General features: G+C 62.8%; 25 protein-coding genes and 1 tRNA gene. 12 read left to right on the top strand and 14 right to left on the bottom strand.

Annotated features, from left to right (window positions below):
* Positions 1-75: 75 nt before the first annotated feature.
* Genes M0639_RS02445 through sp36 form a run of 3 tightly spaced genes read right to left on the bottom strand, consistent with a single transcriptional unit; the run spans position 76 to position 1501 of the window.
* Positions 76-861, bottom strand: coding sequence for an MBL fold metallo-hydrolase (locus M0639_RS02445; RefSeq protein WP_007732381.1), 786 nt, complete (start codon positions 859-861; stop codon positions 76-78).
* Complete coding sequence (locus M0639_RS02440; protein WP_064073523.1) at positions 861-1331, bottom strand: RidA family protein; 471 nt, start codon at positions 1329-1331, stop codon at positions 861-863. Before M0639_RS02440 ends, M0639_RS02445 begins: the two co-directional genes overlap by 1 nt.
* A 5-nt stretch (positions 1332-1336) precedes the next feature.
* Positions 1337-1501, bottom strand: a complete 165-nt coding sequence (sp36, locus tag M0639_RS02435; RefSeq protein WP_003943454.1) for a Sp36 family protein — start codon at positions 1499-1501, stop codon at positions 1337-1339.
* A 53-nt stretch (positions 1502-1554) separates the two neighbouring features.
* Between sp36 and bagA the strand changes: the two genes are divergently transcribed.
* A complete protein-coding gene (gene bagA, locus M0639_RS02430; protein WP_037130910.1) occupies positions 1555-2568 on the top strand; it encodes an ATPase BagA in 1014 nt (337 codons plus the stop codon).
* On the top strand, positions 2568-3746 hold the full coding sequence (bagB, locus tag M0639_RS02425; protein WP_007732380.1) for an ATPase BagB: 1179 nt from the start codon (positions 2568-2570) through the stop codon (positions 3744-3746). Before bagA ends, bagB begins: the two co-directional genes overlap by 1 nt.
* An 18-nt stretch (positions 3747-3764) precedes the next feature.
* On the opposite strand, the gene M0639_RS02420 is transcribed toward bagB, so the two are convergent.
* Positions 3765-4088 carry a WhiB family transcriptional regulator gene (locus M0639_RS02420; RefSeq protein ID WP_007732375.1) on the bottom strand — a complete coding sequence of 108 codons (324 nt, stop codon included), beginning with the start codon at positions 4086-4088 and terminating at the stop codon, positions 3765-3767.
* A gap of 291 nt (positions 4089-4379) precedes the next feature.
* On the opposite strand from M0639_RS02420, the gene M0639_RS02415 reads away from it, so the two are divergent.
* Positions 4380-6749: a penicillin-binding protein gene (locus M0639_RS02415; RefSeq protein ID WP_003943525.1), complete on the top strand. Its 2370-nt coding sequence runs from the start codon at positions 4380-4382 to the stop codon at positions 6747-6749.
* Positions 6750-6844: 95 nt separating this feature from the next.
* Here the strand turns inward: M0639_RS02415 and M0639_RS02410 are convergent, their stop codons facing one another.
* On the bottom strand, positions 6845-7321 hold the full coding sequence (locus M0639_RS02410) for a GatB/YqeY domain-containing protein (protein ID WP_054801212.1): 477 nt from the start codon (positions 7319-7321) through the stop codon (positions 6845-6847).
* Between the two features lie 132 nt (positions 7322-7453).
* Between M0639_RS02410 and M0639_RS02405 the strand changes: the two genes are divergently transcribed.
* From M0639_RS02405 to M0639_RS02390, 4 genes are all read left to right on the top strand, one after another.
* Positions 7454-8422 (top strand): metallophosphoesterase, encoded by a 969-nt coding sequence (locus tag M0639_RS02405; RefSeq protein ID WP_003943461.1) that lies wholly within the window; start codon positions 7454-7456, stop codon positions 8420-8422.
* 54 nt (positions 8423-8476) lie between these two features.
* Positions 8477-8550: transfer RNA gene (locus tag M0639_RS02400), tRNA-Pro, on the top strand.
* Positions 8551-8625: 75 nt separating this feature from the next.
* Positions 8626-8949 (top strand): hypothetical protein, encoded by a 324-nt coding sequence (locus tag M0639_RS02395; protein ID WP_003943496.1) that lies wholly within the window; start codon positions 8626-8628, stop codon positions 8947-8949.
* A gap of 76 nt (positions 8950-9025) precedes the next feature.
* On the top strand, positions 9026-9379 hold the full coding sequence (locus tag M0639_RS02390) for a VOC family protein (protein WP_042446659.1): 354 nt from the start codon (positions 9026-9028) through the stop codon (positions 9377-9379).
* 1 nt (position 9380) lies between these two features.
* Here M0639_RS02390 and M0639_RS02385 read toward each other — a convergent pair whose 3' ends face one another.
* Complete coding sequence (locus M0639_RS02385; protein WP_064073649.1) at positions 9381-10937, bottom strand: acyl-CoA synthetase; 1557 nt, start codon at positions 10935-10937, stop codon at positions 9381-9383.
* Between the two features lie 189 nt (positions 10938-11126).
* Between M0639_RS02385 and M0639_RS02380 the strand changes: the two genes are divergently transcribed.
* Positions 11127-12158, top strand: a complete 1032-nt coding sequence (locus M0639_RS02380) for an ABC transporter substrate-binding protein (RefSeq protein WP_003943522.1) — start codon at positions 11127-11129, stop codon at positions 12156-12158.
* Between the two features lie 57 nt (positions 12159-12215).
* On the opposite strand, the gene M0639_RS02375 is transcribed toward M0639_RS02380, so the two are convergent.
* On the bottom strand, positions 12216-12692 hold the full coding sequence (locus tag M0639_RS02375; protein WP_003943458.1) for a MarR family winged helix-turn-helix transcriptional regulator: 477 nt from the start codon (positions 12690-12692) through the stop codon (positions 12216-12218).
* Between the two features lie 120 nt (positions 12693-12812).
* Between M0639_RS02375 and M0639_RS02370 the strand changes: the two genes are divergently transcribed.
* Both M0639_RS02370 and M0639_RS02365 read left to right on the top strand, forming a co-directional pair.
* Entirely contained in the window at positions 12813-14429 is a 1617-nt protein-coding gene (locus M0639_RS02370; RefSeq protein ID WP_064073524.1) for a DHA2 family efflux MFS transporter permease subunit, read from the top strand.
* A 104-nt stretch (positions 14430-14533) separates the two neighbouring features.
* Entirely contained in the window at positions 14534-15202 is a 669-nt protein-coding gene (locus tag M0639_RS02365; RefSeq protein ID WP_054801215.1) for a DUF6891 domain-containing protein, read from the top strand.
* Between the two features lie 5 nt (positions 15203-15207).
* Here the strand turns inward: M0639_RS02365 and M0639_RS02360 are convergent, their stop codons facing one another.
* The 3 genes from M0639_RS02360 to M0639_RS02350 all read right to left on the bottom strand — a co-directional run bounded on the left by M0639_RS02360 (position 15208) and on the right by M0639_RS02350 (position 18560).
* Entirely contained in the window at positions 15208-16953 is a 1746-nt protein-coding gene (locus tag M0639_RS02360) for a cholesterol oxidase substrate-binding domain-containing protein (RefSeq protein WP_064073650.1), read from the bottom strand.
* A gap of 118 nt (positions 16954-17071) precedes the next feature.
* Complete coding sequence (locus tag M0639_RS02355; protein WP_007732353.1) at positions 17072-17875, bottom strand: metal-dependent hydrolase; 804 nt, start codon at positions 17873-17875, stop codon at positions 17072-17074.
* Positions 17876-18095: 220 nt separating this feature from the next.
* Positions 18096-18560, bottom strand: coding sequence for a hypothetical protein (locus M0639_RS02350; protein ID WP_050656940.1), 465 nt, complete (start codon positions 18558-18560; stop codon positions 18096-18098).
* 167 nt (positions 18561-18727) lie between these two features.
* On the opposite strand from M0639_RS02350, the gene M0639_RS02345 reads away from it, so the two are divergent.
* A complete protein-coding gene (locus tag M0639_RS02345; protein ID WP_064073525.1) occupies positions 18728-19432 on the top strand; it encodes a response regulator transcription factor in 705 nt (234 codons plus the stop codon).
* On the top strand, positions 19429-20808 hold the full coding sequence (locus M0639_RS02340) for a sensor histidine kinase (RefSeq protein WP_042446646.1): 1380 nt from the start codon (positions 19429-19431) through the stop codon (positions 20806-20808). The genes M0639_RS02345 and M0639_RS02340 overlap by 4 nt, the downstream gene beginning before the upstream one ends.
* Here the strand turns inward: M0639_RS02340 and M0639_RS02335 are convergent.
* The 4 genes from M0639_RS02335 to M0639_RS02320 all read right to left on the bottom strand — a co-directional run bounded on the left by M0639_RS02335 (position 20705) and on the right by M0639_RS02320 (position 24694).
* Positions 20705-21694, bottom strand: coding sequence for an LLM class F420-dependent oxidoreductase (locus tag M0639_RS02335; RefSeq protein WP_007732341.1), 990 nt, complete (start codon positions 21692-21694; stop codon positions 20705-20707). The two genes, M0639_RS02340 and M0639_RS02335, sit on opposite strands and share 104 nt — an antisense overlap.
* A 6-nt stretch (positions 21695-21700) precedes the next feature.
* Positions 21701-22387 (bottom strand): HAD family hydrolase, encoded by a 687-nt coding sequence (locus tag M0639_RS02330; protein WP_064073526.1) that lies wholly within the window; start codon positions 22385-22387, stop codon positions 21701-21703.
* Between the two features lie 269 nt (positions 22388-22656).
* Positions 22657-24108 carry a catalase gene (locus M0639_RS02325; protein ID WP_003943483.1) on the bottom strand — a complete coding sequence of 484 codons (1452 nt, stop codon included), beginning with the start codon at positions 24106-24108 and terminating at the stop codon, positions 22657-22659.
* Positions 24109-24139: 31 nt separating this feature from the next.
* Positions 24140-24694, bottom strand: coding sequence for a Fur family transcriptional regulator (locus M0639_RS02320; RefSeq protein WP_003943517.1), 555 nt, complete (start codon positions 24692-24694; stop codon positions 24140-24142).
* Positions 24695-24793 lie beyond the last annotated feature (99 nt).

The raw sequence follows: 24793 nt of genomic DNA, 5'->3' as shown, positions 1-24793 counted from the left end.
CAGCTATACCTCGATCGGCATAGATGGCGGCAGTTCGGCCACACAACTCAGCTCTTCGTGTCGGCGCCGAGCGCCTCAGCGTCGCAGATACGCCAACTGCACGTTGACGGATTTCTCCGCGACCGGCCACAACTTCGGGTCGACGTCGGAGTAGACGTGCTCGACTACGTCGCGCACCGAGGCCGACTCGCCCAACGTCGACAGAGCAGCCCGCACCTGATCCAGACGCTCCTCGCGGTGGGCGAGGTACTGCTGCGAAATCGCCTGCAGATCGGGTAGGTCCGGACCGTGCCCGGGAAGAACCGTCAGTCCTTCGCCGAGTGCGGCCAGCGATCGCAGCGAGGTGAGGTAGTCCCCCAGATCGCCGTCGGAGTCGTCGAGAACTGCCGTGCCGCGGCCGAGAATGGTGTCGCCCGTCAGCACGCTCGCATCGTTCTCGATGACTATCGACACCGAATCCGCGGTATGGCCCGGCGTCGCGAGGATCCGCAACTTCAGGCCCGCTACCTCGATCACTTCACCGTCGACAAGCGCCGAAGCGCCCCCGCGAAGAAAAGTTGGGTCGACGGAACGCACTGGAGCCGAAGTCAATTCGTGGAAACGGTCCACCCCGCCGGTGTGGTCGTAGTGCCGGTGCGTGATCAAGGTCAGCGCTACCGGACCGATACCAGCGACACGTTGCAGGTGTTCCTCGTCGTTGTCGCCTGGATCGACGACAACACACTCGACGCTGCCCGGAGCATGCAGAATCCAAGTGTTCGTACCGTCCAGCGTCATCATGCCCGGGTTGTTCTCGAGCAAGACCGAAGCAATGTCGGTGACGCGGCGAAGCTGCGCGTAGGCGGGATGGACAGTCGACATCAGCGAACTTCGACGATCAGTTCCACCTCGACCGGAGAGCCGAGGGGAAGTTCTGCCACGCCGACTGCCGAACGGGCGTGGATACCGGCGTCGCCGAGCACCTCACCGAGGAACTCGGATGCGCCGTTGATCACGCCGGGCTGACCGGTGAATCCTTCGGCGGATGCCACGAAGCCGACAACCTTGACGACACGAACGACGTTGTCGATGCCGACCAGGGCGTCGATGGCAGCGAGAGCGTTGAGCGCGCAGGTGCGAGCCGCGGCCTTGGCGTCCTCATCCGACACGCCCGCGCCGAGCTTGCCGCTCAGCGCCAGTTTTCCGTCGACGAACGGGAGCTGACCCGACGTGTACACGTGGTTGCCGCTGCGAACCGCGGGAACGTACGCAGCGACGGGTGCCGCGACGGCGGGAAGTGCAATGCCCAGTTCGGCGAGACGCTCCGACCAGGTCTGTGTTGCCTCTGCCATGTGATTCAGCCCTTCGGACGCTTCATGTACGCGACGTGCTGCTCGCCCGACGCGCTCGGCAGGACGGCGACGAGTTCCCAGCCGTCGACACCCCAGTTGTCGAGAATTGCCTTCGGATTGTGGACCAGCAACGGAGTCACGGTGTATTCCCAGGAAGTTATTTCGCTCATGCGGTGAGCCTATCCCGCGTACATCTTCGGCCCCAGACTTATAGGCTCGCGGTGTGGTTGCATCCCAAGATGAGCTGAGCAGGACCTGGCCCGAGTCTGCGACGAAGGCCCGCCTGCACTTTGTGTCAGGTAAAGGCGGAACCGGTAAGTCCACGGTTGCCGCCGCGTTGGCGCTCGCGTTGGCCGAAGGCGGCAAGCGCGTTCTCCTCGTGGAGGTCGAGGGCCGCCAGGGAATCGCGCAACTCTTCGACGTACCACCGCTTCCACCGCAGGAGACCAAGGTCGCGGCCGCCGAAGGTGGCGGTGAAGTGATGGCTCTGGCCGTCGACATCGAGACCGCGTTCCTCGAATACCTCGAAATGTTCTACAACCTCGGCTTCGCCGGCCGGGCGATGCGTAAGTTCGGCGCCATCGAATTCGCCACCACAATCGCTCCAGGCCTTCGCGACGTTCTGCTCACCGGCAAGATCAAGGAGTGCGTCATCCGCACCGATCGAACCGGCAAACGCGTGTACGACGCCGTTGTCGTCGATGCTCCCCCGACCGGGCGGATCGGCAGCTTCCTCGACGTCACCAAGGCGATGGCCGACCTCGCCAAGGGCGGCCCGGTGCATTCGCAGAGTGAAGGCGTCGTTCGGCTGCTGCACTCGCCGGAGACCGTCGTACATCTTGTTGCGCTTCTCGAAGCGCTGCCCGTTCAGGAAACCGCCGACGCCGCCGCAGAACTGGCGCGTGACGACCTCAACCTCGGTGCCATCATCGTCAACCGCGCCAGCCCGAGGTTCTTGCCCGAAGACCAACTCTCCGGTGCTGCAGCCGGCAACATCGATGCAGCTTCGATCCGGTCGACGCTCTCCGATGTCGGCATCGATCTGTCCGACGACGACTTCGCCGGCCTGCTCACCGAGACGATCGAGCACGCGTCGGTGCTCGAAGCTCAAGAATCCAGTGCGGAGAAGCTCCGCGAGATCGACGGCGCGCGGGTGCAACTTCCCGCACTCGCCGACGGCGTCGATCTCGGTGGGCTCTACGAGCTGGCCGAATACCTCACGGAACAGGGCGTGTGATGACCGAGACCACCGAGAACGTGACGGTCGGCAGTTCCAGGACCGGCCGACGCGCAGCTCCTGCCCTCGATATTTCGGCGATCATCAAGGACCCGACGGCCCGGATCGTGGTGTGTTGCGGCGCAGGTGGCGTCGGCAAGACCACGACGGCTGCGTCGCTGGCGTTGCGGGCAGCCGAAGAGGGCCGACGCGTAGTCGTCCTCACCATCGATCCGGCCCGTCGCCTCGCACAGGCCTTGGGTGTGGCCGAACTCGACAACACTCCGCAGCCGGTGAAGCTGGGTCCCGAGGCCACGGGCGAACTCCACGCGATGATGCTGAACATGCGTCGGACTTTCGACGAGATGGTCATCGAGCATTCGAGCCCTGAGAAGGCCGAGCAGATCCTGGCGAATCCCTTTTACCAAACCGTTGCCACATCGTTCTCCGGAACGCAGGAGTACATGGCGATGGAGAAGTTGGGGCAGCTGGCGTCGAACGACGCGTGGGATCTGGTGATCGTCGATACCCCGCCGTCGCGCAATGCGCTCGACTTCCTCGACGCTCCACAGAGGCTCGGAACATTCCTCGACGGACGGATGATCCGGCTGCTCTCGGCACCCGGCCGTGGCCTGACCAGGCTCGTGGCCGGCGCGATGGGATTGGCCCTGAAGGGTGTCTCGACCATCGTGGGAAGCCAAATGCTTTCGGATGCATCGGCATTCGTGCAGTCGCTCGACTCGATGTTCGGCGGTTTCCGTGAACGCGCCACGAAGACCTACGAGTTGCTGCGTCAGCCGGGGACTCATTTCCTGGTGATCGCAGCGGCCGAACCCGACGCTCTCCGTGAGGCGGCGTTCTTCGTCGATCGCCTTGCGGGTGACTCGATGCCGTTGGCCGGTCTGGTTCTCAACCGCACTCACCCGACGTTGACGGCTCTGCCTGCCGATCATGCGGTAACCGCCGCCGACAAACTGGAAGCGAAGGAAAATGCGACCGAGGCCGAGGCCCTCACCGCAGCCGTTCTCCGCATCCATGCCCATCGGGCAGTGATCGCGAAGCGAGAAATCGCCTTGCTGAGTCGATTCACCGCAGCTCACCCGAGGGTGCCGCTGATCGGTGTTCCGTCGCTACCGTTCGAGGTCTCGGACCTCGAGGCGCTGCGCGCGGTGGGAGATCAGCTCACTCGTAAGGGCTGATCCCCCGATCGACCTGGATCAGACTGCTGAGTGATGCTGGCGCTGGTCTTCGAAGAACTCGGACCAGGAGTCGACGTCGGGGTGCTGCTTGAGCAGTGCACGGCGCTGACGTTCGGTCATTCCGCCCCACACACCGAACTCGACACGATTGTCGAGAGCATCTGCTCCGCACTGCATGAGGACCGGGCAGTGACGGCAGATGGTGGCTGCCTTGCGCTGTGCGGCGCCACGAACAAAAAGTTGGTCGGGATCGACCTCGCGGCATCGCGCCTGAGTTACCCAGGCGATTCGTGCCTCGGCCTGCTCGATGTCCAAACGGCTACTCGGGGTGGCTGTGTACATTCTGGGTCCCCTCTACAAAGTCTGACCGTCGCCATGAGGCGAGCAGCGCACCATCTCAGCCGTCTCGCGGTAGCACGTGAAAGCTGAGACACATTCGTGATCGAGTGTTACGTCGATCACACTGATCACAATTTAGGTAAAGAACGCCCCTAACGCAAGACGGTCGGGAGCATTTTTTGGTACGGCAGTACAAAGCGCGTGTTCAGGAGGTTTTGAACACCCGCAAAACACTGAAACCGGTTCCAATGGGTGGGCACACGTACTCTGTAGATCGTGTCGATTGCAAAAACAGTGGCGAAGCTCGCCGGAAGCTCCGCATTGGCGGGTGTCCTGGTCGCAGGGGTGATGTTCCCGGTGGCCGGCGGATTCGGATTCGCGTCCAATCGCGCTGCCGATACCGTCGACAACGTCTCGGCCGAACTGGTCGAAGGCACGGTCCCCGCGGTGTCCACCATGGTCGATGCGGCAGGCAATCCCATTGCCTGGCTGTACGACCAACGACGCTTCGAAGTCCCGAGCGAGAAGATCTCCAACAACATGAAGTTGGCGATCGTCTCCATCGAGGACCGCCGGTTCCCCGACCACAAGGGCGTCGACTGGCAGGGAACGCTGCGCGCCTTCCTCACCAACACGACGACCGGTGAAGTGCAGCAGGGCGCGTCGACACTCGATCAGCAGTATGTGAAGAACTACCAACTGTTGGTCGTGGCCAAGACGGATGCCGAGCGCCGCGCTGCCATCGAGACCACCCCGGCCCGAAAGATCCGCGAGATCCGGATGGCGCTGACGCTGGACAAGGAACTCACGAAAGACGAGATCCTCACCCGGTACCTCAACCTCGTACCGTTCGGCAACGGATCCTTCGGCATTCAGGACGCGGCTCAGACCTACTTCGGCGTCGACGCCGCAGATCTGACCGTTCCGCAGTCCGCGATGCTGGCCGGCATGGTTCAGTCCAGCTCCGCGCTGAACCCGTACACGAACGTCGAGGGCGTGACCGAGCGTCGTAACACCGTGCTCGACACCATGATCACGAACATTCCGGATCGTGCCGACGAGTTCCGTGCAGCCAAGGAAGAGCCCCTCGGCGTCCTCGAAACCCCCAACAACTTGCCGCGCGGCTGCATCGCTGCAGGCGATCGCGGATTCTTCTGTGATTACGCACTGAAGTACCTCTCGGATGCCGGAATCACCCGCGACCAGATCAACGAGGGTGGTTACCTCATCAAGACCACTCTCGATCCGCAGGTCCAGGCGTCCACCAAGGCCGGACTGAACGCGAACGCGAGCGCCAACCTCGACGGCATCGCGAACGTGATGAACGTGATCAGGCCGGGCCAGGATTCACACAAGGTCATCGCGATGGCCAGCAGTCGCACGTACGGACTCAATGCCGACGCCGACGAAACCGTCCAGGCGCAGCCGTACTCCCTTGCCGGTGACGGTGCGGGTTCCGTCTTCAAGATCTTCACGACCGCTGCGGCGATGGAGAAGGGCCTCGGCATCAACGCGACCCTCGACGTGCCCAAGCGCTTCGAAGCCAAGGGCATGGGTAGCGGTGGTGCGGCAGGCTGCCCGGTCTCGACGTACTGCGTGGAGAACGCCGGCAACTATCCGCCGACGCTGTCCGTGACCGACGCCCTGGCACAGTCCCCAAACACCGCTTTCGTCAAGCTCATCGAGGCGACCGGCGTCACGCCGACCGTCGACATGGCTGTCCGCCTCGGCATGCGCTCGTACGCCGATCCCAACACCTCGGGCTTCGACGAGCGCAGCATGGCCGACTTCCAGAAGGAACAGAACCTCGGTTCGTTCACCCTCGGCCCCACCTGGATCAACCCGCTCGAACTCTCCAACGTCGCGGCCACTCTCGCCTCGCACGGCAAGTGGTGCCCGCCGAGTCCCATCGATTCGGTCTTCGACCGCTACGGCAAGCCGGTGGCCGTCACCGAGCAGGGCTGTGAGCAGGTCGTCGAGCCCGGCTTGGCAGACACACTCGCCAACGCCATGAGCCGTGACGACGTCGGCGCCGGTACGTCTGCCGGTGCCGCGAGCAGCGCCGGATGGAGCCTGCCGATGTCGGGCAAGACGGGTACCACCGAGACCCACAAGTCCTCGGCGTTCCTCGGCTTCACCAACAACCTCGCTGCGGCCGTCTACATCTTCGGCGACTCCCCGACACCCGGCGAGATCTGCTCGAGCCCGCTACGCCCCTGCTACAGCGGCAACCTGTACGGCGGTACCGAACCGGCGAGATCCTGGTTCGCGGCAATGAACCCGGTCGCCAACAACTTCGGGCCCACCTCGCTGCCTCCGATCGACGAGAAGTACGCACGGGGATCACAGAACGGCCAGGTTCCCGAGGTTGTCGGCCTGAGCCAGTCGGCGGCGACGTCGAGGTTGCAGGCGTCCGGCTTCACGGTCAATTCCGTGACCACGGCGTCCGGAGCACGCGCGGGAACGGTCACCGGAGTTTCGCCGTCCGGGTCCGCGATCCCGGGTTCGACCGTCACGATCTACATCAGTGACGGGTCCGTAAGGGCTCCGGCAGCACCCGCATCCCCGGCAGCTCCAGCAGCTCCGGCACCGGGCGCGACTCCCCCGGATGCGACTCCGCCGGGAGGCGAACCCGCACCGCCTGCGGGGACCCCACCGAACTGACGGCCCTGAAAACTGACGGCTCTGAAAACAAGAACGGCCGCGATCTCCGAGTGACTCGGAGTTCGCGGCCGTTTTCGGTTTCCGGTGGCGCGCTTCTACAAGCGGGACTTCACTGCTGCAGAGATACGTGCGCCATCGGCCTTGCCCTTGGCCAGCGCGCTGGCGGCCTTGATGACCTGGCCCATCTGACGCATACTCGGACGCTCACCGAGCTCCTCGGACACCTGAGCGAGGGCGGTGTCGACGACGTCGACGAGTTCGGCGTCGGTCAACGGCGTCGGCAGGTACTCGTCGATGATCTGAGCTTCGGCGCGCTCTTTCGCGGCAAGTTCACCGCGGCCGTTCTCGGTGTAGATCTCGGCCGATTCGCCGCGCTTCTTCGATTCCTTTGCAAGGACTTTGATGATTTCTTCGTCGGTGAGGACCCGTGCTTCCTTACCGGCCACCTCTTCGGTCTGGATGGCTGCCATGAGCATCCGAAGGGTGGCTGTACGTAGCGGATCCTTCGCCTTCATGGATGCAACCATGTCGGTTCGGAGGGTGGCTTTGAGCGATGGTGTCGTGTCGGACATGGTGGAAACGCTACGCGCTCGGCGTTTCGAGCGTGCCGATAGTTACCTCCGCCCGGACACAATTCTCTGTGGAATAGCTGTAAAAGGCGGCGAGAGCGACGCAGAAGAACGCCACACCCGTATCCTTGAGAGGTGTCTTCCCAGTTCCGCACCAATCTGACCCGCACCGCACTTGGTGCCGCGGGCGCCGCTGCACTAGGGATCGGGTACGCATCCGGCATCGAACGCAATGCATTTGCACTGCGTGAGGTGACGATGCCAGTCCTGGCGCCCGGTTCGTCGTCGCTGCGGGTCCTCCATCTCAGCGACCTGCACATGATGCCGAACCAACGGTTGAAACAGAATTGGTTGCGTGAGCTCGAAGGCCTCGACCCCGACCTCGTGGTCAACACCGGCGACAACTTGTCGCATCAGCGCAGCGTCCCGGCAGTGGTCCAGGCGCTCGGCGATCTGTTGGCTCGGCCGGGTCTGTTCGTCTTCGGCAGCAACGACTACTTCGCTCCGAAACCGAAGAATCCACTGAGCTACATCTTCAACAAGGACAAGCGCATCACCGGGGATCCCCTCCCCTGGGGCGATCTGCGGGCCGCGTTCACCGAACGTGGATGGCTGGACATGACCCACGTGCGCCGCGAACTCGAAGTGGCCGGTATTCGCATTGCTGCCGCCGGCGTCGATGATCCGCACCTGAAGCGCGATCGCTACGACACCGTCGCCGGAACACCCAATCCCGTCGCCCAGCTCAAGCTCGGCCTGACGCACTCACCCGAACCTCGAGTTCTCGACCGGTTCGCCGACGACGGCTACGACCTGGTGCTCGCCGGTCACACGCACGGTGGTCAGCTGTGCCTTCCGTTCTACGGCGCGCTGGTCACCAACTGCCAGATCGACCGATCCCGGGTCAAGGGACCGTCGAAGTGGGGCGCACACACCCAGCTGCACGTCTCAGCAGGCATCGGCACTTCGCCGTGGGCTCCGGCACGCTTCTGCTGCCGCCCCGAGGCAACTCTGCTGACTTTGGTTCCGGCGACCAGGCGCGAACCGGAGCATGTCTCCGCACACAGTTCCGCAGAGTCTCCAGCGTCGGTTCTACGCAACTGACCTGCGGATTTAATGTCAGTCGACTCGGTAATGTAAGCTAACCGAGGTTCGACACGGGGTGTGGCGCAGCTTGGTAGCGCGCTTCGTTCGGGACGAAGAGGTCGTGGGTTCAAATCCCGCCACCCCGACAGTGAAGAACAGAAATCGAGGCCCTTCCGCTTTACGCGGGAGGGCCTCGATTTCGTTGACGATAAGGTGAAGCCGTGGCATCCGAACCAGACTTCGCGCACAACGACATGGCGAGCCGTAGCCGACGTGAGAAAGCTGTCGGTCTTGCCAAGTTCGCCTGGGATCGCGATATCAGTAGTGCAGAGTTGCTCGACATGCCCGACGATCGGCTGCGCAAGCTTGCGCGGGCGGCGGGCGCCAATCCGCCGAGCACGCGGGAGACCTGGACGATCGCGGCCGGACTGCTCGACGAGAAAGCCGTGTGGGCAGCAGCCAACCCAGACCGTCCCGAAGCTCGGCGTGAGCATCCGGACGAGAAGATCATGTGGGTGAAGAAGCCGATCGAGCCCTGGCTGTGACAGCCGAATTCAGCGCAGGTGTGACAGCCGAATTGAGTGCAGCTGTGACAGCCGAATTCAGCGGAGCTGTGAAGCGGTGATCGGGCAGGTCGATGAAGTAGTTGTGGATTGCTCCGCACCAGCCCAGTTGGCGACCTTCTGGGCCGGAATCCTCGGTGGGCAGCCGGTGGAGCGGAGCGCGGAGTGGGCGTTTGTCGACCCTCCAGGATGGACTCGCCTCGCCTTCCAACGTGTACCGGAATCCAAGCTGACGAAGAATCGTCTACACATCGACGTCAGTGTGGATGACGTCGTCGCGGCGACCGAAGCTGCCGAGCGCCTCGGCGCAACTCGGGTCGGTACTGTCCAGCAGGACCCGGCCGGCACCTTTCAGGTGCTGCTGGATCCCGAGGGAAACGAGTGGTGCGTCGTCCGAAGTGCCGGAAGGTGATTTACGCTCCCGCTACGGTTTCGCGAGCCCAACGGTAGTCGGCCTTACCGCTGGGCGAGCGGAGGATCGTTGGTACGAGCACGATCGAGCGGGGGATCTTGTACCCGGCGACGTGGGTGCGGCAATGCTCCGACAATGATTCCGTCGCAACATCTTCGAATCCCGGTCGAACCTGCACCACCGCGGCGACCTTCTCACCGAATCGAGTGTCGGGCGCACCCGCCACCAAAGCGTCGAAGACTGCCGGGTGAGTTTTGAGTGCCTGCTCCACTTCTTCGGGGTAGACCTTCTCGCCGCCGGAGTTGATGCACATCGAACCGCGCCCGAGCAGCACGATGGTTCCGTCGGCTTCCATCGTGCCCATGTCCCCGAGTACCGCCAGACGCACCCCGTCGACGACAGGAAAAGTTGCAGCAGTCTTGGCCGGGTCGCCGAAGTAGGCAACGGGAACATGGCCGGCCCGGGCGATGAAACCGACTGTGTCCGAGCCTGGTTCGATGCGACGGAATTCGTCGTCGACAAGAATCATGTTGGGGTTGGATCGAATTCGCTTGGAACCGTCCTCACCGAATTCGACGACGCCGTCGTTGCCGGATTCCGAAGCACCGAATGCATCCTTGATCACCAACCCCGGTAGTCGGGTTGTCAGTTCTGCCTTCAGGTTCGGCGAGAACAATGCGCCACCCGACCCGATCAGTTGGAGAGTCGAAAGGTCGTAGCGCCCTTCGCTTGCGGCGATGGCGTCGGCGATCGGTCGAGCAATCGCGTCGCCGACGACGGTGATTCCGGTGATCTTCTCGGCCTCGACCAGTCGCAACACTTCCATCGGATCGAAGCTGCGGGTCAGCACTCGGGGCGCTCCCATGAGGAATGCCGTGAGCAGTGAATAGATTGCGGCTCCATGCATGAGCGGCGGGATGAGTAGCAGCACAGTTGGATTGGTGTTCGCTACAGCTGCATCCACAACCTCTTCGAGGCTACGACGCGGCGGCCCGCTGAGGTTCGCTCCGGACAGGGCGGCAAAGAAGAAGTCCTCGTGCCGCCACACCACACCCTTGGGCATTCCGGTTGTGCCGCCGGTGTAGATGATGAAATGGTCGTCGTTGCTGCGAGGGCCGAAGTCGCGGGTATCAGTCTGCGCGGCAAGGGCGTTCTCGTAGTCTTCGCCGACGATCAGCACGTGGGTGATCTCCGGACACTGCGGAACCACGGCCAATGCCGTCGGCGCGAATTCCTCTTCGACCAGCAGTGCCACCATTTGAGAGTTGGTGTAGATGTACAGGAGTTCTGCATCGGCATAGCGGAAGTTGACGTTGATCGGTACCGCTCTGATCTTCAAGCAAGCCAGGAGCGCTTCGACGTACTCGACGCAGTTACGCATGTGAATACCGACGTGCTGCCCAGGCTCGACGCCCACCGACTGCAGGTGATGAGCGAGTCGGTTCGATCGCAGTTCGAGTTCGGCGTAGCTCAATCGCACGTCTTCCAGAATCAAGGGAACTCGATCGGGGATCGCATCGGCAACGGCCTCGAACAGATCGGCAATGTTCAGGGTCATCGAAATCCTCACTACACGCGTCTTCGCTTACCAGTACAGGTCTTTCGCGAAGCTAACACGTTGGTCGCACCCTGTAGTCCGAATTGCGTAGCGGTCCCGCTGAGCGAGACCTGACGCGCCGCTCACCTGGCGCCAACGGTGCGGATACCTCCCTGACCAAGCCCGATAGCCTAAAGGTAGGGTAGCCTAATGCACTCACGCACCACTCTCCGGAGCCGCACGTCGGTCCGGGTCGCCATGGTTGCCTTGGCGACTGTTTTTGCCGCTACGGCCTGCGGCTCTTCCGACGCCGGCGGCAACGCGAACGGCAACACCGATGTCGCGACCGGCGGCAAGCTGTTCAGCACCGCCGACACGGAAACCGCGAAGCTCGGCAGCGATGCCGCGCCAGGCGAGTTCCCTCGCACCATCACCCATGCCCTGGGCGAGACCACCCTCGAGGCCAAGCCGACCCGCGTCGTCGTCCTCGACAGCGGTGAACTCGACGAGGTTCTCTCGCTCGGGATCACCCCGGTCGGCATCGCCAGCCCGGAAAGCGCCGCCGGTCAGCCGTCGTACCTGGCGGACAAGTTGGTCGGTGTCCCCGATGTCGGCACGACCAACAACCTCAACCTCGAGGCGATCACCGCACTGCAGCCCGATCTGATCCTCGGCAGCAAGCTGCGCCAGGACAAGCTTTACCCGCAACTCGCGGCAATCGCTCCGACGGTCTTCAGCATCCGCCCCGGCTTTCCGTGGAAGGAGAACTTCCTCCTTGCCGGTGACGCACTCGGCGAGGAGACCAAGGCCGAGCAGGTTCTCAACGACTACCAAGAGCACGCCGACAAGGTACGTGAGTCGATCGACGGTTCCCCGACCGTTTCACTGGTTCGTTTCATGTCCGGGAAGCTGCGCCTGTACGGCAATCTGTCGTTCATCGGCGTCATCTTGAAGGACGTCGGCCTGCCCCGCCCGGCGATCCAGGACATCGACGAACTGGCCGTCGAGGTCAGCCCGGAAACGATCACCGAGGCGGAGGGTGACCGAATCTTCTACTCCAGCTACGGAAATCCCGCCGACACCGGCCAGACCACGGTTGTTGCCGGACCGCTGTGGGCCAGCATGGACGCAGTCAAGGAAGGACGCGCCACCGAGGTGAGCGACGAGACCTGGTTCCTGGGTCTCGGCCCGACAGGTGCCGGCCTGGTTCTCGACGACCTGCAGGCCAAGCTCGGCAAGTAGCCGTCACCGGCACAAAGAACGCCGCCCGACTCTCCGGAGTCGAGCGGCGTTTTTTGTTCAGCGGTTGTCCTGCTCGAGGTGTTCGTTCATCGTCGAGTGAAGGTCGACGAGAAATTCCTCGAATCGACTGAGCAGTTCGGGCGGGTACTTCGCCATCATGGCGTCGAGTCGCACGGCAAGGGGCCCGAAGAACTCGTCCGCCAGGTCCTGCACATGCGCACTGCTGTGCAGCGTGACCACTCGCCGGTCTGCATTCTCTCGGGTCCGGACGATATGTCCCGCCTTCTCCAGGCGGTTGAGCAACGCGGTGGTTGCACCCGACGTCAGCGAGATCCGCTCTCCGAGGCGGGCGGGTGAGAGCGGCGTCCCCTTCTCCTCGGCAGCGGTGATTTCCATCAAGGCAGTCGCGTCGGTGGAATGCAGGCCGAGCCACGACGCGAATCGATGGCTGAATTCGGTGAACGTGCCACCGTACGCGCGGAATTCGTCCATCAGCCGCTCCCGCTCTACGGAGATGTCGCGCGGTGCCTCCACCTCGGTGATCCCACCTTTCCTGTGCCAGACGGCGGCCGGTCGAACCCAGCGCGCACGTTGACAACTTACCGCCTCAAATATACCTTCATAATAAAGTTACTTCACAATGGAGGTTTATTCGTGAATATCTCACCCACCACCCGCAAGTGGTTGGGCCTGATCGCCATTGCACTCGGCGTGGCACTGATCGTCGTCGACACCACGATCGTCAACGTCATAGTTCCCTCGATCATCGAAGATCTCGGGATCAATTCCGTTCAGGCTCAATGGATCCAAGAGTCCTACGCAATCGTGTTCGCGGCACTCCTGCTTCTGGTCGGCAGAGTTGCCGACCTGGTCGGCGCCCGTCGTATCTTCATCGCCGGTGTCGTCGTGTTCGGGGCAACGAGCCTGCTGGCCGGACTGGCGCCGAACGGCGGTCTGCTCATCCTGGCGCGCTTCCTGCAGGGCGCCGGCGCGGCCATGATCCTGCCCACGTCACTGTCGCTTCTGAACGCGATGTTCACCGGAAAGGCGCGCGGCCAGGCCTTCGCGGTCTGGGGCTCCACCATCGGCGCTGCATCCGCCCTCGGCCCATTGCTCGGCGGCTGGCTTGCCGAACATGCCTCATGGCGTTGGGCATTCGGGATCAACATTCCGCTTGCTGCGCTCATTCTGATCGGCGCAGTGCTGTTCATCGCGCCCTCACCCCGCACCGCTGGGCGCATCGACGCCACCGGAGCAGCACTGTCCATCGCCGGGCTCGGCCTGCTGGCCTTCGGCCTCGTCGAGGGACGTACGTACGGGTGGCTGACCACGAAGGAACCCTTCGATCTGTTCGGTCTTTCATGGTCCAGCGGACCGTCGCCGGTTCTGGTGGCGCTGGTTCTCGCCGTTCTGTCGCTCGGTGCGTTCGCCTACCGTCAAACCATGCTCACCCGCAGCGCCGATCCGTCGCGGGCACTGATGGACGTACGGTTGTTCTCCATCTCGTCGTTCCGCAACGGCAACATCGCGACGCTGATCATCGGGCTCGGCGAGTTCGGAATCGTTGCGGTGCTTCCTCTCTGGCTCCAGTTCACGCTCGGATACAGCGCACTCCAGGCAGGGCTCGCACTGGTTCCCATTGCCATCGGCAGCTTTGTCGCCAGTGGTGCGAGCTTCGGGCTGGCATCGAAGGTCTCGCCGTTGGGCTTGGTCCGTATCGGTTTGGCTCTCGAGGCGCTCGGTCTCGCCGGTCTCGGATTCATCGCTGCGACAGACAGCCCCTGGTGGACTATCGCCGCAGTGCTGTTCTTCTACGGAATCGGCGTCGGTTTTGCGACTGCGCAGGTGACCAACGTCGTGCTCGAGGAGATTCCCGAGCAGAGCGCCGGTCAAGGCTCCGGCATTCAGAGCGCGTTCCGCCAACTCGGATCCGCACTGGGCATCGCTGTCCTCACCACGGTCTTCTTCAGCACTCTCAATTCGACGCTGAACAACGACCTCACCGGATCCGGTGTCGACCAAGCTCAGGCTGATCAGTTGACGCGGGCAGTCACCGACAGCGCAGGCGCCGCCATCGACTCGCTGTCCGGTTCACCGAACACTGCCTTCGTCGCCGACGCTGCCCAATCTGCGATGACTCACGGCATCACACTCGGCGGATACCTTGCGGCCGGATTTGTCGTGGTGGGCCTGATCGCCACGGCGCTCATCCCGAACAAGCCGGCCCCGTCAAACGAGGAGGAAACGAAAGCAGCAGCCGACGTCGCCTGACGGTCGGATCGGTGCAGTACGGTGCCGGTATGCGATTGCCCTGGTCACGGTCATCACAGTCACGGTCAGCACAGTCACGGTCAGCACAGTCACGGTCAGCACCGGTGCTCAGTGAGGCCGACATCGTCGCCGTACGTGAGCAAGCACGCGAACTGGTACTCCCAGGTTTCGCGACGTTCGACGAAATCTGCGAAGCCGCCCGAGACTGTGTCGAGGGCGGCTTCGAGAACGACGAACTCGGCAGACAGATCGACGCAGTAGTACGTGAGGTCTGGGACCACAGACTCGGGGAGCAGACCCAGTGGACGGCTCCCGGCGACTTCGAGCGCCTCTCCGCAGCCTTCGCTGATCTCGAGCGCAACGGCATCGTGGCCCGGATGAACTTCACCTGCTGCATGCAGTGCGGCACTACTGAAATCGACGACGAACGCACGCCGTCCGAACCCGACGAGAACGGGTATCCCTTTGCTCAGTGGGCGTACACGTTCTTCCACATGCAAGATGCGGAGCGTCTCGGCGACGAGCCGTCCGATCTCTACTTGTCCTACAGTGCGTTTCGCCCGGCCCACGATCTCGATCCCGCGCTGGTCGCCGCTGCCTTCGGCGGCGACGAAACCGCCAAGGCACACATGATCGCGCACACCGATCAGACCGTCGGGCGCCAGGTAGCCGACGCACTCCGAACTCAGGGGCTGAGCGTCGATTGGAACGGTGACAACAATCAGCGTATCCGTGTCACCGACGTATGTTGGCGCAAACCGCTTCCGCAGTAGGAGATTCAGCTGGGTGGCAATACGCGGTCGAGGAACGTATTGCTGAAGACGCGGTGTGGGTCGTGTTCGTCGAGAGTGGCGAGAGCGAAGTCCCAATTCCCGTCGCCACCGGCACGGAAGGTGGCAGGCACTGTGCTGGTGAGGAATTCGTCGTCCTGGTACGCCGCCTGATCGGTGAATGCCCACCCCTTGGACCACTCCGGACGGAAGGTCGCGTAATCGCCGGAGTAGTTCGCGACCATCCACCGTTCCATTTCGCGAAGGAAGGCAGGCAATCCCGCGGTGCCGGGAATCGAGACCACGTTCATCCAGATCGCTGTGTCCCAGTCCTGACGATCCGCCCGCGGCCGCACCGCTGACAGGTCCGGCACTCCGGCGCTGTCGACCAACACCTCGCCGTCATCGTCGACACCGCAGAGACGCACTTCGAACGGCATGTTGACGGGATACTGCCCCAGCGACGCGTAGTGCGTCATTCGTTCGTTCAGCCAACTCGTCATCTCGTGGACGACTCGGCCGATGTTGGACCGCTTGGTGATCACGGCTCCGCCCCCGGCTACGACGCGCAAGGTCGTGTGCCGGAGGTAGAACAGAACGTCTTTCGACCAGCCCCAGAGATCGTCGGTGTCGGTCAGCACCAATCCTGCTGCTACAGCGCCGAACTGAGAGGCGCCGAACAGCGGTGTCGCAGCTTGGAGACCCTTTGCCACCATCCCCAACGGGGTGGTGACCTCTTCGGGAATCGCGTCGGAGAAGAAGTAGTTGTACGGCCCGCTCACCTCTCGGGACTCCGGCGGTTTGACCGGGGTCGGTGTCCAGACCTTGAGCCACGGTGTTTGCGTGAACGGGAACCAGATTGCTTCCACCCGTCCGGATTTCTCGACGAAACTCTCGTAGGTACGCCCTGGCGAACCGGGAGCAGCAAAGAGTTCTTGCCACGGAATGTCGGTGAAACTCTGGCACCGCAGCCGATAATTCTCCCCGGCTTGCAGCGTCACGGAGGTGACGAAGGTTCGACCCAGATGGGTCAGGAAGGCGGTGCTCTCGACGTCCGATCGGTGAAATGTCTTCAGTGCGTACCGATTGATGCCTTCGTCCCACGCCACCACCGTGATCTCGGTGATCAGGTTGCTCAGCGAACCATACGATTGACCAGGGGTGATCGTCTCCCCCACAGCCGGATAGGTTGCCCCGTGAGCACCGATCGCCAGCGCGCCGGCGATGGACAGCTCACCGATCGCCGGAGAGTTGGCCCAGCCGAGCCCTTCTCGCTCGAGCGCTGTCAGAATCGCTTCGATACTGGCGCCGGCGCCCGCCGTGACCGTTGCGGGCGTGCCGTGCTGCACCACAACCGAATTCAGTTTGGCCATCGTATCGACCAGCAGAACTCGATCCGAAGGCGCGCCGGGCACCACCGTCAACGGACTCCACCCGTGCATCGTTCCCTTCGCACGCACTGTGTACCCGTTGTCGAACGCCCAGTTGGCGAGGGTGACGACGTCATCGCTGTGACGTGCCGTGGCCGTCCACACGCTGTCGAGCATGATTTCTCGCGACCAGTTCGCGTACGCCTGCTGTGACAACGGAATGTCCGACGGAAATCCGGGCGGTGGCGCGATGGTCGATGCCGAACCCCAGGGAACTGCTCCAGCCGGCGCCCAGGAAATGCCCGCGAGAGCAGCTGCGCCGGCACTCGCTGCGAGAAATCCGCGCCGGCTCACACCGTCTTCGCTCGAGCTGTGCTCTGCCATGCGCTCTGCTTGATGCACCACTGCTCACTCCGTCAGCCGACTCGGTTCATGTCAGGGACGAACGTAGAACAAATATGATTACGATGCCAGTGGTTCCGTAATAAAAGTTTTCCGAAGCTCACTGCACCATCGGAGCGAAGACCGCGTAGATCGCTTCCGGGGCACCGTCGAACGCACTGATGATCAACCAGGCAGTCAGAACCGTCAACGCCGGCCCGATCAGGATCTTCTCGAGGTTCCCACCTGCACGGATGGACAGGAATGACGGCAGCCGTTGTTCCCACCATCGTTTGCCGCCGAGCGGAATCAGGGGCGCGAGAAACGGCACCCCTTCCTTGGTGATCGCATCGCCGAGACAGTGCGTGGCGCAACCCAGTGCCACCGCAACACCTAGCCCCGTGGATCCAGCCTCACTCGGATACCACTGCCAGGTGAGGGCAGAGAGCACCAACGCAACGGCGGAGACCGCGAGCCAACCCTTCTCCTTGGCCAATTCACCCGCCAATCCACGGATGGCCAACCCGAGGCAGAAGAACAGGGTGATGATGATGGCTGGCTTCCCGAACTGAACAACCAGCGCCGAGACCCCGGCACCCAACCCGGCGGCGAACAGCGCGGTGTGCGTGAGCGTCCGATGCCCACCACGACGCTTGCCGTCCTTCTTGCCTTTGGTGATGCGGTAGAAGGTCACCGAAATTGCGTCGATGCCTTTGGCCAGAGCCTTGCTGAGCGGACCGAATGATCGCGAAACCGTCGACTGACCGGTATCGAGGTCGGGAAGCAAGGCGGCTCCGGCACACACTCCGGCAAAGGTCAAAGTTTCCGCAGTGGATGTGGGCCCTCCCCAGTCGAGAGGCAACAACTCCGCAACCACCAACCCCACAGCAGCACCGGACATCGCGTGGGTGGGGCCCATGACCATGAAACACAACACCTTTCGAAACGCGCCCCGCATCAGGCCGTACCGCACCCTCTGCAAGACACCACACACATGACGCCGTCGGCGACGGCCCCGGCATGCTCGCCGAGACCGCCCCGAACGTAGCAAGTGCTACCGACAGGCTTGACCAACCTCCAGACCCAGTTGAGTACGGCCGTACCGTTCCAGGTCAAAGCGGTTCATGCGGAGCTTTTTTCGCTCGTCAGCCCGCGGCAACCGTGCATGACAGGGCAACGCCTTCCTCCAGCGGAGCGACACCGGCCATGTCGAGCACCTCTGCCGGAACACCTTCGGTGGTCGGAGCCCATTCGACGGTCGGCAACGCCGGCACCCCTTCACGCGCAACGAATGTCGCAGCTTCGCTCGGCACTTCGATAGTGACTGCGGCCGTACCGGCCTCCTCCGCGCGCACGACCTTCCCCTCGTCGATGAGCTTCTGCAGCTCCTCGTCGGAAATCGGCGCCGCGACACCACACGCTACTTCGGGAGCCACACCCAACTCGGACGGAGCGGTCGCGATCGACCGCACCGCCACCGGTGACCCGTCGGAAATCGGATTGGAAGCCCAGGCGATTCCCGGCGCCACTGCCATACCGAGGACCGCCACGGACGCCACCACCACACCGGTCCGGCGGGCCCGCTTGCCGTTCACTTTCAATCGCGTCATCGTAGTTCTCCTTGATCGAACGTTCTCGAGTTCTCGGCGCGGTCGCATCCGAGAAACCCGAGGTTATGAAGCCAACACTGCAGATCTGTTGTCGGTTTCTTAGGAGTTGATGAGAATGCGACGGCCCTCGCTCCGAGCGAGGCCCCAGTCCTTGATCCGATGGCAACATGGCTGGGGTGAGTACACGCGAGCGCATCCTGATCGTTGACGACGACGCGAAGGTTCTGAATTCGCTCGAACGTGGACTCCGATTGTCGGGCTTCGACACGGCAACTGCCGTCGACGGACGATCGGCCTTGTCATCGGTGAACAAGCAATGCCCGGCCGCGCTCGTTCTCGACGTCAACATGCCCGGCCTCGACGGCGTCGGGGTGGTGACCGCCCTGCGCGCGATCGGCAACGAGGTTCCGATCTGCGTGCTCAGCGCCCGAAGTTCCGTGGGTGATCGCATCGCGGGGCTGGAGGCGGGCGCCGACGACTACCTCACCAAGCCCTTCGAGTTGGCCGAGCTCGTCGCCAGACTCCGCGCATTACTTCGACGCACGACGCGAGCCACCCCGTCGGTCGACCATCCGATCAGGGTGGGACCGCTGACGGTCGATCTCCGTGGCCATCGAGCGCACATCGACGGTAGACGAATCGAACTCACCAAAAGAGAATTCGACCTGTTGTCGGTACTCGCCGAGCACGCCGGTGTCGTACTCAGTCGCGCACAACTCCTGCGACTCGTCTGGGGTTACGACTTCGCTGCCGACACCAATGTCGTCGACGTCTTTGTCACCTATCTACGCAAGAAACTCGAAGTCGACGGGACTCCCCGCGTGATCCACACAGTGCGTGGGGTGGGCTTCGTCCTGAGGGCCGAACGATGAAGCGGCCGCTGTCACTTCAGACTCGCGTAGCCATCGCCTCGGGCCTGGCCGCCGGAATCGTGATTGCCGCGATCGGAATTGCGTTCGCGGTCTTTCTGCGTGTCAACGGATCCGAACAACTCGAACGCACTCTCGATTCCGTCACCCTGGGCGTCGCGGCGAGTGCGCCGAGCCCGCTATTCATCGAAACACCAACTGCAACAACAGAACCATCCGTGGTCAGCCCCGGATTCAACGCCGCGACCGTCAGCGCCTTGGCTACCACCGATGTTCGCAGTCGTGATGTTCTGGTGCCCGGCGACAGCGGCGCCGCACTGGCCGTCAGCATCCCCGAAGACCCACTGACCCAGGCAATCCGTGAGCAGCAGTTCCAAGTGGCCGCTGCAGCAGTGGTCGCCATCCTTGCCGCGGCCGGGCTCGGTTGGTTCCTCACCGGCCGAGCCGTCCGGCCACTACAGCAATTGACCGAGACCACCAGTTCGATCGGCAACAACCTCGACGTCGACGGACTCTCGCGCCGGGCACCGTCGGTACGTGGAACGCGAGAAGCCGAAGAACTGTCGGAGGCAATCCACAGCATGCTCAGTCGCATCGAAAGCGATCGAAGCCGCACCGAGGAGGCGTTGGAGTCGGCACGCGATTTCGCTCGCGTCTCCGCCCACGAACTGCGCACACCTCTCACGTCGATGCGTACCGATCTCGAAGTTCTCGCAACACTCGATCTCACGGAAAGCCAACGGCGCGAACTGTCCGGCGAATTGTTGGAGGCGCAGCGCCAGATCGAGCGCACCCTGACCGACCTCGAGACTCTAGCCCTGGGTGACGTGGCCGATCCCGAGGATTGTGCCGACGTCGATCTCGTGGAGGTTGCCGATCGCGCCGTCGCTGACGCAGGCCGTCTGCACCCGCAGGTCGACGTTCGTTTGAAAGCACCGGAAGAACTTTCGGTTCAGGCCTTTCCCGCGGGTATCCGTCTGGTGCTGACCAACGCCGTCACCAATTCCGTTCGGCACGGCAATGCCGACGAAGTCGAGATCACTGTCCGATCAGGGGCGGCGACGGGTTCGGCGACGGTATTCGTCGACGACAACGGCACCGTGATCGCGCCTTCGGAACGCGAAGCGATGTTCGAGAGATTCGTTCGTGGTACCGGTGCGGGCGACGCCGGAAGCGGTTTGGGACTGGCCCTCGTCGCGCAGCAGGCGAGGCTGCACGGCGGTAGCGCGCGACTCGACAAGAGCCCACTCGGCGGAACTCGATTGATCTTCTCGATCAACCCAATTCGACGTGCAGAGCCTCGAGCAGCGGCTTGGCCGCCTCGTCGAAGAATCGGTCTTGGGTATCTCCACCGATCTGTACCAGTGCCACATCGGTGAATCCGGCGTCCGTGTATGCCTTGACCGCTTCGACGATCACATCGAGATCGGGACCACACGGAATGCTTTCAGCTACATCCTCTTTGCGCACGAACTGAGTCGCACCCGAGAAGCTCGCCGGCGTCGGCAGTTCGGAGTTCACGGACCACCCTCCGCCGAACCACCGGAACTGCTGATGAGCTCGTGCAATTGCCGTGTCGCGATCAGGGTCCCACGAGATCGGAATCTGACCGATGGTCCGGCCTGCGGGAGCCAATCCGTATGCTCGGCCGTGCACGTGCTTCCACAAGTGCACTAGCTCCGAATCCGGTTGCACGGCAATCAGATCGTCGGCCATCGGACCGAAACGCTCGACGGACTTGTCTCCGGACATGGCCAGCGCCAGCGGAACCGGGTTCTCGGGGAGATCCCAGATCCTGGCGGACTGGACGTCGAAGTACTCCCCCTTCCAGCTCACCAGATCTCCGGCGAGCAGTGCGCGAATGATGCTCACCGCCTCCTGCAGCATGTCCTGGCGGGTGTCGATGGACGGCCAACCCTCGCCGACCACATGCTCGTTCAGGCTCTCGCCACTTCCCAATCCCAGGGTGAAGCGTCCGTCCGCGAGGATCTGGATCGTCGCAGCTTTCTGAGCGACGACGGCGGGGTGGTACCTCACGGTCGGACAAGTCACGTACGTCATCAAACCGACTCGCTCGGTGGCGTGGGCGACTGCCCCCAGCACCGACCAGGCGTAGGGTGCATGCCCCTGCTCGGTCAGCCACGGCGAGTAGTGATCACTCATCACTTCGAAGTCGAAGCCGACTTCTTCGGCCCGAACTGCATGGCGAACCAGTTCTTTCGGACCTGCCTGCTCCGTCATCAAGGTGTAGCCGAATCGTGCCATCACTGATCAACTCCCGGTATCTAGGCCTGAAACGAGTTCGGAAATCACACTGCCGTCGAGGTGGTCGAGGAGGTCGCGGGCGTCGTCGTACACGGCAGCCGCACCCGCACCTTCGAGTTCGTCGGTCGACATGCCGCCGCTGCGCACTCCCACAGCCACAACGCCCGCCCATGTCGCCGCCTTCATGTCCCAGACGGCATCCCCGACCATGACCGCATCGCCCGCGTCGACACCTGCCTTCGCGAGCGCGACCTCGATCAGGTCCGGATCAGGTTTGGCCTCGTCGACGGATTCCGAAGAGGTGGCGGCGTAGATCATTTCGTCGATGTCGAGCGTCCGGCGTAGCAACTTCAGTTCGTCGTCCGGCGCCGAGGTAGCGAGCACCACGTGCAGTCCGAGCGAGTGAACTCGGCGGATCAACTCGCGCGCTCCCGGCAGTACTCGGAGACGGTCGGCCGACTGCCGGTAGTACGTGGTGTGAAGTTCTTTGGCTCGCGGTCCGCACCCGTCGATGTCTTCGCCGAGCAAGGACTCCAGTAGTTGGTCTCCGTCCATGCCGATGCTGCGGTGTACCCGCCACGCGTCGACCGGGCGACCTACCTCGAAGAAAGCTCGCGACCACGCTTCTACGTGCAGATAGTTGGAATCGACGAGCGTTCCGTCGATGTCGAAGAGAACCGCACCTATTGCCATGGGAATTGACTGCCCAACACCTCGGTTCGCGAAACTTGTGCCCCGAGCATTCTCAGCTCGAGAAGCGGATCATGGAGAGTGCGAACAGCAGAAGTGAACGTCGAACAGGGGTGTCGTCATGGAGTCAGTCGTTGTATTCCTTCTCGCATGCTTCGTCTATTGGTTTGCGCTTCTGTAGTTGGGTAGACGGAAACGGACCGCTGCCGGGAAGTGATTTCCCTTGCAGCGGTCCGCATTCGGTCGACCTAGGCGATGCTCATGTCAGCGGGTCACTGACCTGCGCGTACACCTTCTTCGACGCGCTTGCCCAAATCTGCGTCGACGTTCTTCCAGTACTCGAAGACGCGCAACAGAACTTCCTCACTGACGCCGGCAAGGGCGTGGCCGACGATGTTGCTCACCAGGCGCTCACGAGCTGCGTCGTCGAGAACTTCACGGACCAGCGTTCCGGCCTGCGTGAAGTCGCCGTCCTCGGCGTGCTCGATGTATCCGGCGCGCACTGCCTTGCCGTCGAACGCCCACAGTCCTTCGTCACCGGCAACCGACGGATCGGCATGCGGTCCGCCGTACGAGTTCGGTGCGTACACCGGCGTCGACGGGGAATTGAAGCTGTAACGCATGGCGCCCTCCTTGGAGTAGGAGTTCACCTCGTTCTTCGGGGCATTGACCGGCAGGTCGGCGTAGTTGGTGCCGATGCGGTAACGATGTGCGTCGGCGTAGGAGAAGACGCGGCCGAGAAGCATCTTGTCCGGGCTGAATCCGATGCCGGGCACCACGTTCGACGGCTCGAACGAAGCCTGCTCGATCTGCGCGAAGAAGTTCTCCGGGTTGCGGTTCAGCGTCCACTTGCCGACCTCGATCAGTGGGTAGTCCTTCTGGGACCAGACCTTGGTGAGGTCGAACGGGTTGAAGCGGTAGCCTTCGGCCTCGTCGACCGGCATGATCTGAACCTTGAGTGTCCAGCTCGGGAAATTACCGGCCTCGATGGCGTTGTACAGATCCGCGCGGTGGTAGTCGGGATCGCTACCGGCGAGGCTGTCTGCTTCGGCCTGCGTCAGGAACTCGATGCCCTGATCGGTCTTGAAGTGGTACTTCACCCAGAAGCGTTCACCCGCAGCGTTGACCCACTGGTAGGTGTGCGATCCGAAGCCGTCCATGTTGCGCCAGGTCTTCGGGATACCGCGGTCACCCATCAGCCAGGTCACCTGGTGAGCGGTCTCGGGACGCAGAGTCCAGAAGTCCCACTGCATGTCGTGGTCACGAAGACCGGAGCCGGGCAGTCGCTTCTGCGAACGAATGAAGTCGGGGAACTTGATGGCGTCCTTGATGAAGAACACCGGGGTGTTGTTGCCGACGAGGTCGTAGTTTCCCTCTTCGGTGTAGAACTTCATCGCAAAACCGCGCGGATCGCGCCAGGTGTCCGGGCTGCCCTGCTCACCGGCGACGGTGGAGAAGCGGACGAGGGACTCGGTCTTCTTACCCGGCTGCAGGAACGCGGCCTTGGTGTACTTGCTGACGTCGTGTGTGATGACGAGTTCACCGAAAGCGCCGCCGCCCTTGGCGTGGACGATGCGCTCCGGGACACGCTCGCGGTTGAACTGCGCGAGCTTCTCGATCAGGTAGTGGTCGTGAAGGAGCACCGGCCCCTGAATACCCGCGGTCAGCGATTCGTCATCACTTGCGACCGCGATACCGAAATTGTTGGTGGTGGGCTTGGTCATGGCGAAGCCTCCTAGCGTTGTGGGCTGGGCGTCAGAGGAGCGGGGCTGCATCCGAGTCGAACGCATGGGCTGCATGCGAGGTGGCTGACTCGGAGGTTCTGGACGCATCAATTCGATTCTGCGAGACCGCGTCCGACTCGGTGTCGGATTCGGCAGAATTCTTCAGGCAATCTTCGCAACGGCCCCAGAACACGACCTCGGCTTCGTCGATTTCGAAGCCGTGATTATCGGAAGGTTCGAGGCAGGGAGCTTGGCCGACAACACAATCGACGTCGACGACCTTGCCGCAGCCGCGACAGACGAGGTGATGGTGGTTGTCACCAGTCCTCGTCTCGAACCGTGCGGGCGAACCCGCCGGCTCGATGCGTCGCAGCAATCCTGCGTTCACGCATGCCTTCAGCACGTCGTAAACGGCCTGTGTGGATACCGATCCGAGCTGCTGCCGCACGAGTGCTGCAACAGAATCGGCGTCTGAATGCGGTTGGGCTGTAACCGCATCCAGCACGGCGAGGCGCGGAGCAGTGACCCTCAACCCGACGGCGCGCAATTGCGCTCGGGGGTCGAAGTCATGCTCTCCGTCTCGCATGTTTCCCAGTATGCCGCTTTTCTGGAATTAGTCAAGAAAAGGATTGCCTAAGTTGAATCGAGACCGGTGTCACATATCAAGGACGGGAACAAATCCGGG

It is taken from the genome of Rhodococcus qingshengii JCM 15477 (assembly GCF_023221595.1).
Lineage (GTDB): Bacteria > Actinomycetota > Actinomycetes > Mycobacteriales > Mycobacteriaceae > Rhodococcus_F > Rhodococcus_F qingshengii.
Note: the sequence above shows the minus strand (reverse complement) of the source record. Positions and strands in the feature narration are given on the sequence as shown.

Excerpts from the sequence above, each read along its gene's own strand:
- M0639_RS02445 (WP_007732381.1), bottom strand. The coding sequence starts at position 861 with ATGTCGACTGTCCATCCCGCCTACGCGCAGCTTCGCCGCGTCACCGAC.
- M0639_RS02440 (WP_064073523.1), bottom strand. The coding sequence starts at position 1,331 with ATGGCAGAGGCAACACAGACCTGGTCGGAGCGTCTCGCCGAACTGGGC.
- sp36 (WP_003943454.1), bottom strand. The coding sequence starts at position 1,501 with ATGAGCGAAATAACTTCCTGGGAATACACCGTGACTCCGTTGCTGGTC.
- bagB (WP_007732380.1), top strand. The coding sequence starts at position 2,568 with ATGACCGAGACCACCGAGAACGTGACGGTCGGCAGTTCCAGGACCGGC.
- M0639_RS02420 (WP_007732375.1), bottom strand. The coding sequence starts at position 4,088 with ATGTACACAGCCACCCCGAGTAGCCGTTTGGACATCGAGCAGGCCGAG.
- M0639_RS02410 (WP_054801212.1), bottom strand. The coding sequence starts at position 7,321 with ATGTCCGACACGACACCATCGCTCAAAGCCACCCTCCGAACCGACATG.
- M0639_RS02385 (WP_064073649.1), bottom strand. The coding sequence starts at position 10,937 with ATGACCCTGAACATTGCCGATCTGTTCGAGGCCGTTGCCGATGCGATC.
- M0639_RS02380 (WP_003943522.1), top strand. The coding sequence starts at position 11,127 with ATGCACTCACGCACCACTCTCCGGAGCCGCACGTCGGTCCGGGTCGCC.
- M0639_RS02360 (WP_064073650.1), bottom strand. The coding sequence starts at position 16,953 with ATGGCAGAGCACAGCTCGAGCGAAGACGGTGTGAGCCGGCGCGGATTT.
- M0639_RS02355 (WP_007732353.1), bottom strand. The coding sequence starts at position 17,875 with ATGGTCATGGGCCCCACCCACGCGATGTCCGGTGCTGCTGTGGGGTTG.
- M0639_RS02350 (WP_050656940.1), bottom strand. The coding sequence starts at position 18,560 with ATGACGCGATTGAAAGTGAACGGCAAGCGGGCCCGCCGGACCGGTGTG.
- M0639_RS02345 (WP_064073525.1), top strand. The coding sequence starts at position 18,728 with ATGGCTGGGGTGAGTACACGCGAGCGCATCCTGATCGTTGACGACGAC.
- M0639_RS02340 (WP_042446646.1), top strand. The coding sequence starts at position 19,429 with ATGAAGCGGCCGCTGTCACTTCAGACTCGCGTAGCCATCGCCTCGGGC.
- M0639_RS02335 (WP_007732341.1), bottom strand. The coding sequence starts at position 21,694 with ATGGCACGATTCGGCTACACCTTGATGACGGAGCAGGCAGGTCCGAAA.
- M0639_RS02330 (WP_064073526.1), bottom strand. The coding sequence starts at position 22,387 with ATGGCAATAGGTGCGGTTCTCTTCGACATCGACGGAACGCTCGTCGAT.
- M0639_RS02325 (WP_003943483.1), bottom strand. The coding sequence starts at position 24,108 with ATGACCAAGCCCACCACCAACAATTTCGGTATCGCGGTCGCAAGTGAT.
- M0639_RS02320 (WP_003943517.1), bottom strand. The coding sequence starts at position 24,694 with ATGCGAGACGGAGAGCATGACTTCGACCCCCGAGCGCAATTGCGCGCC.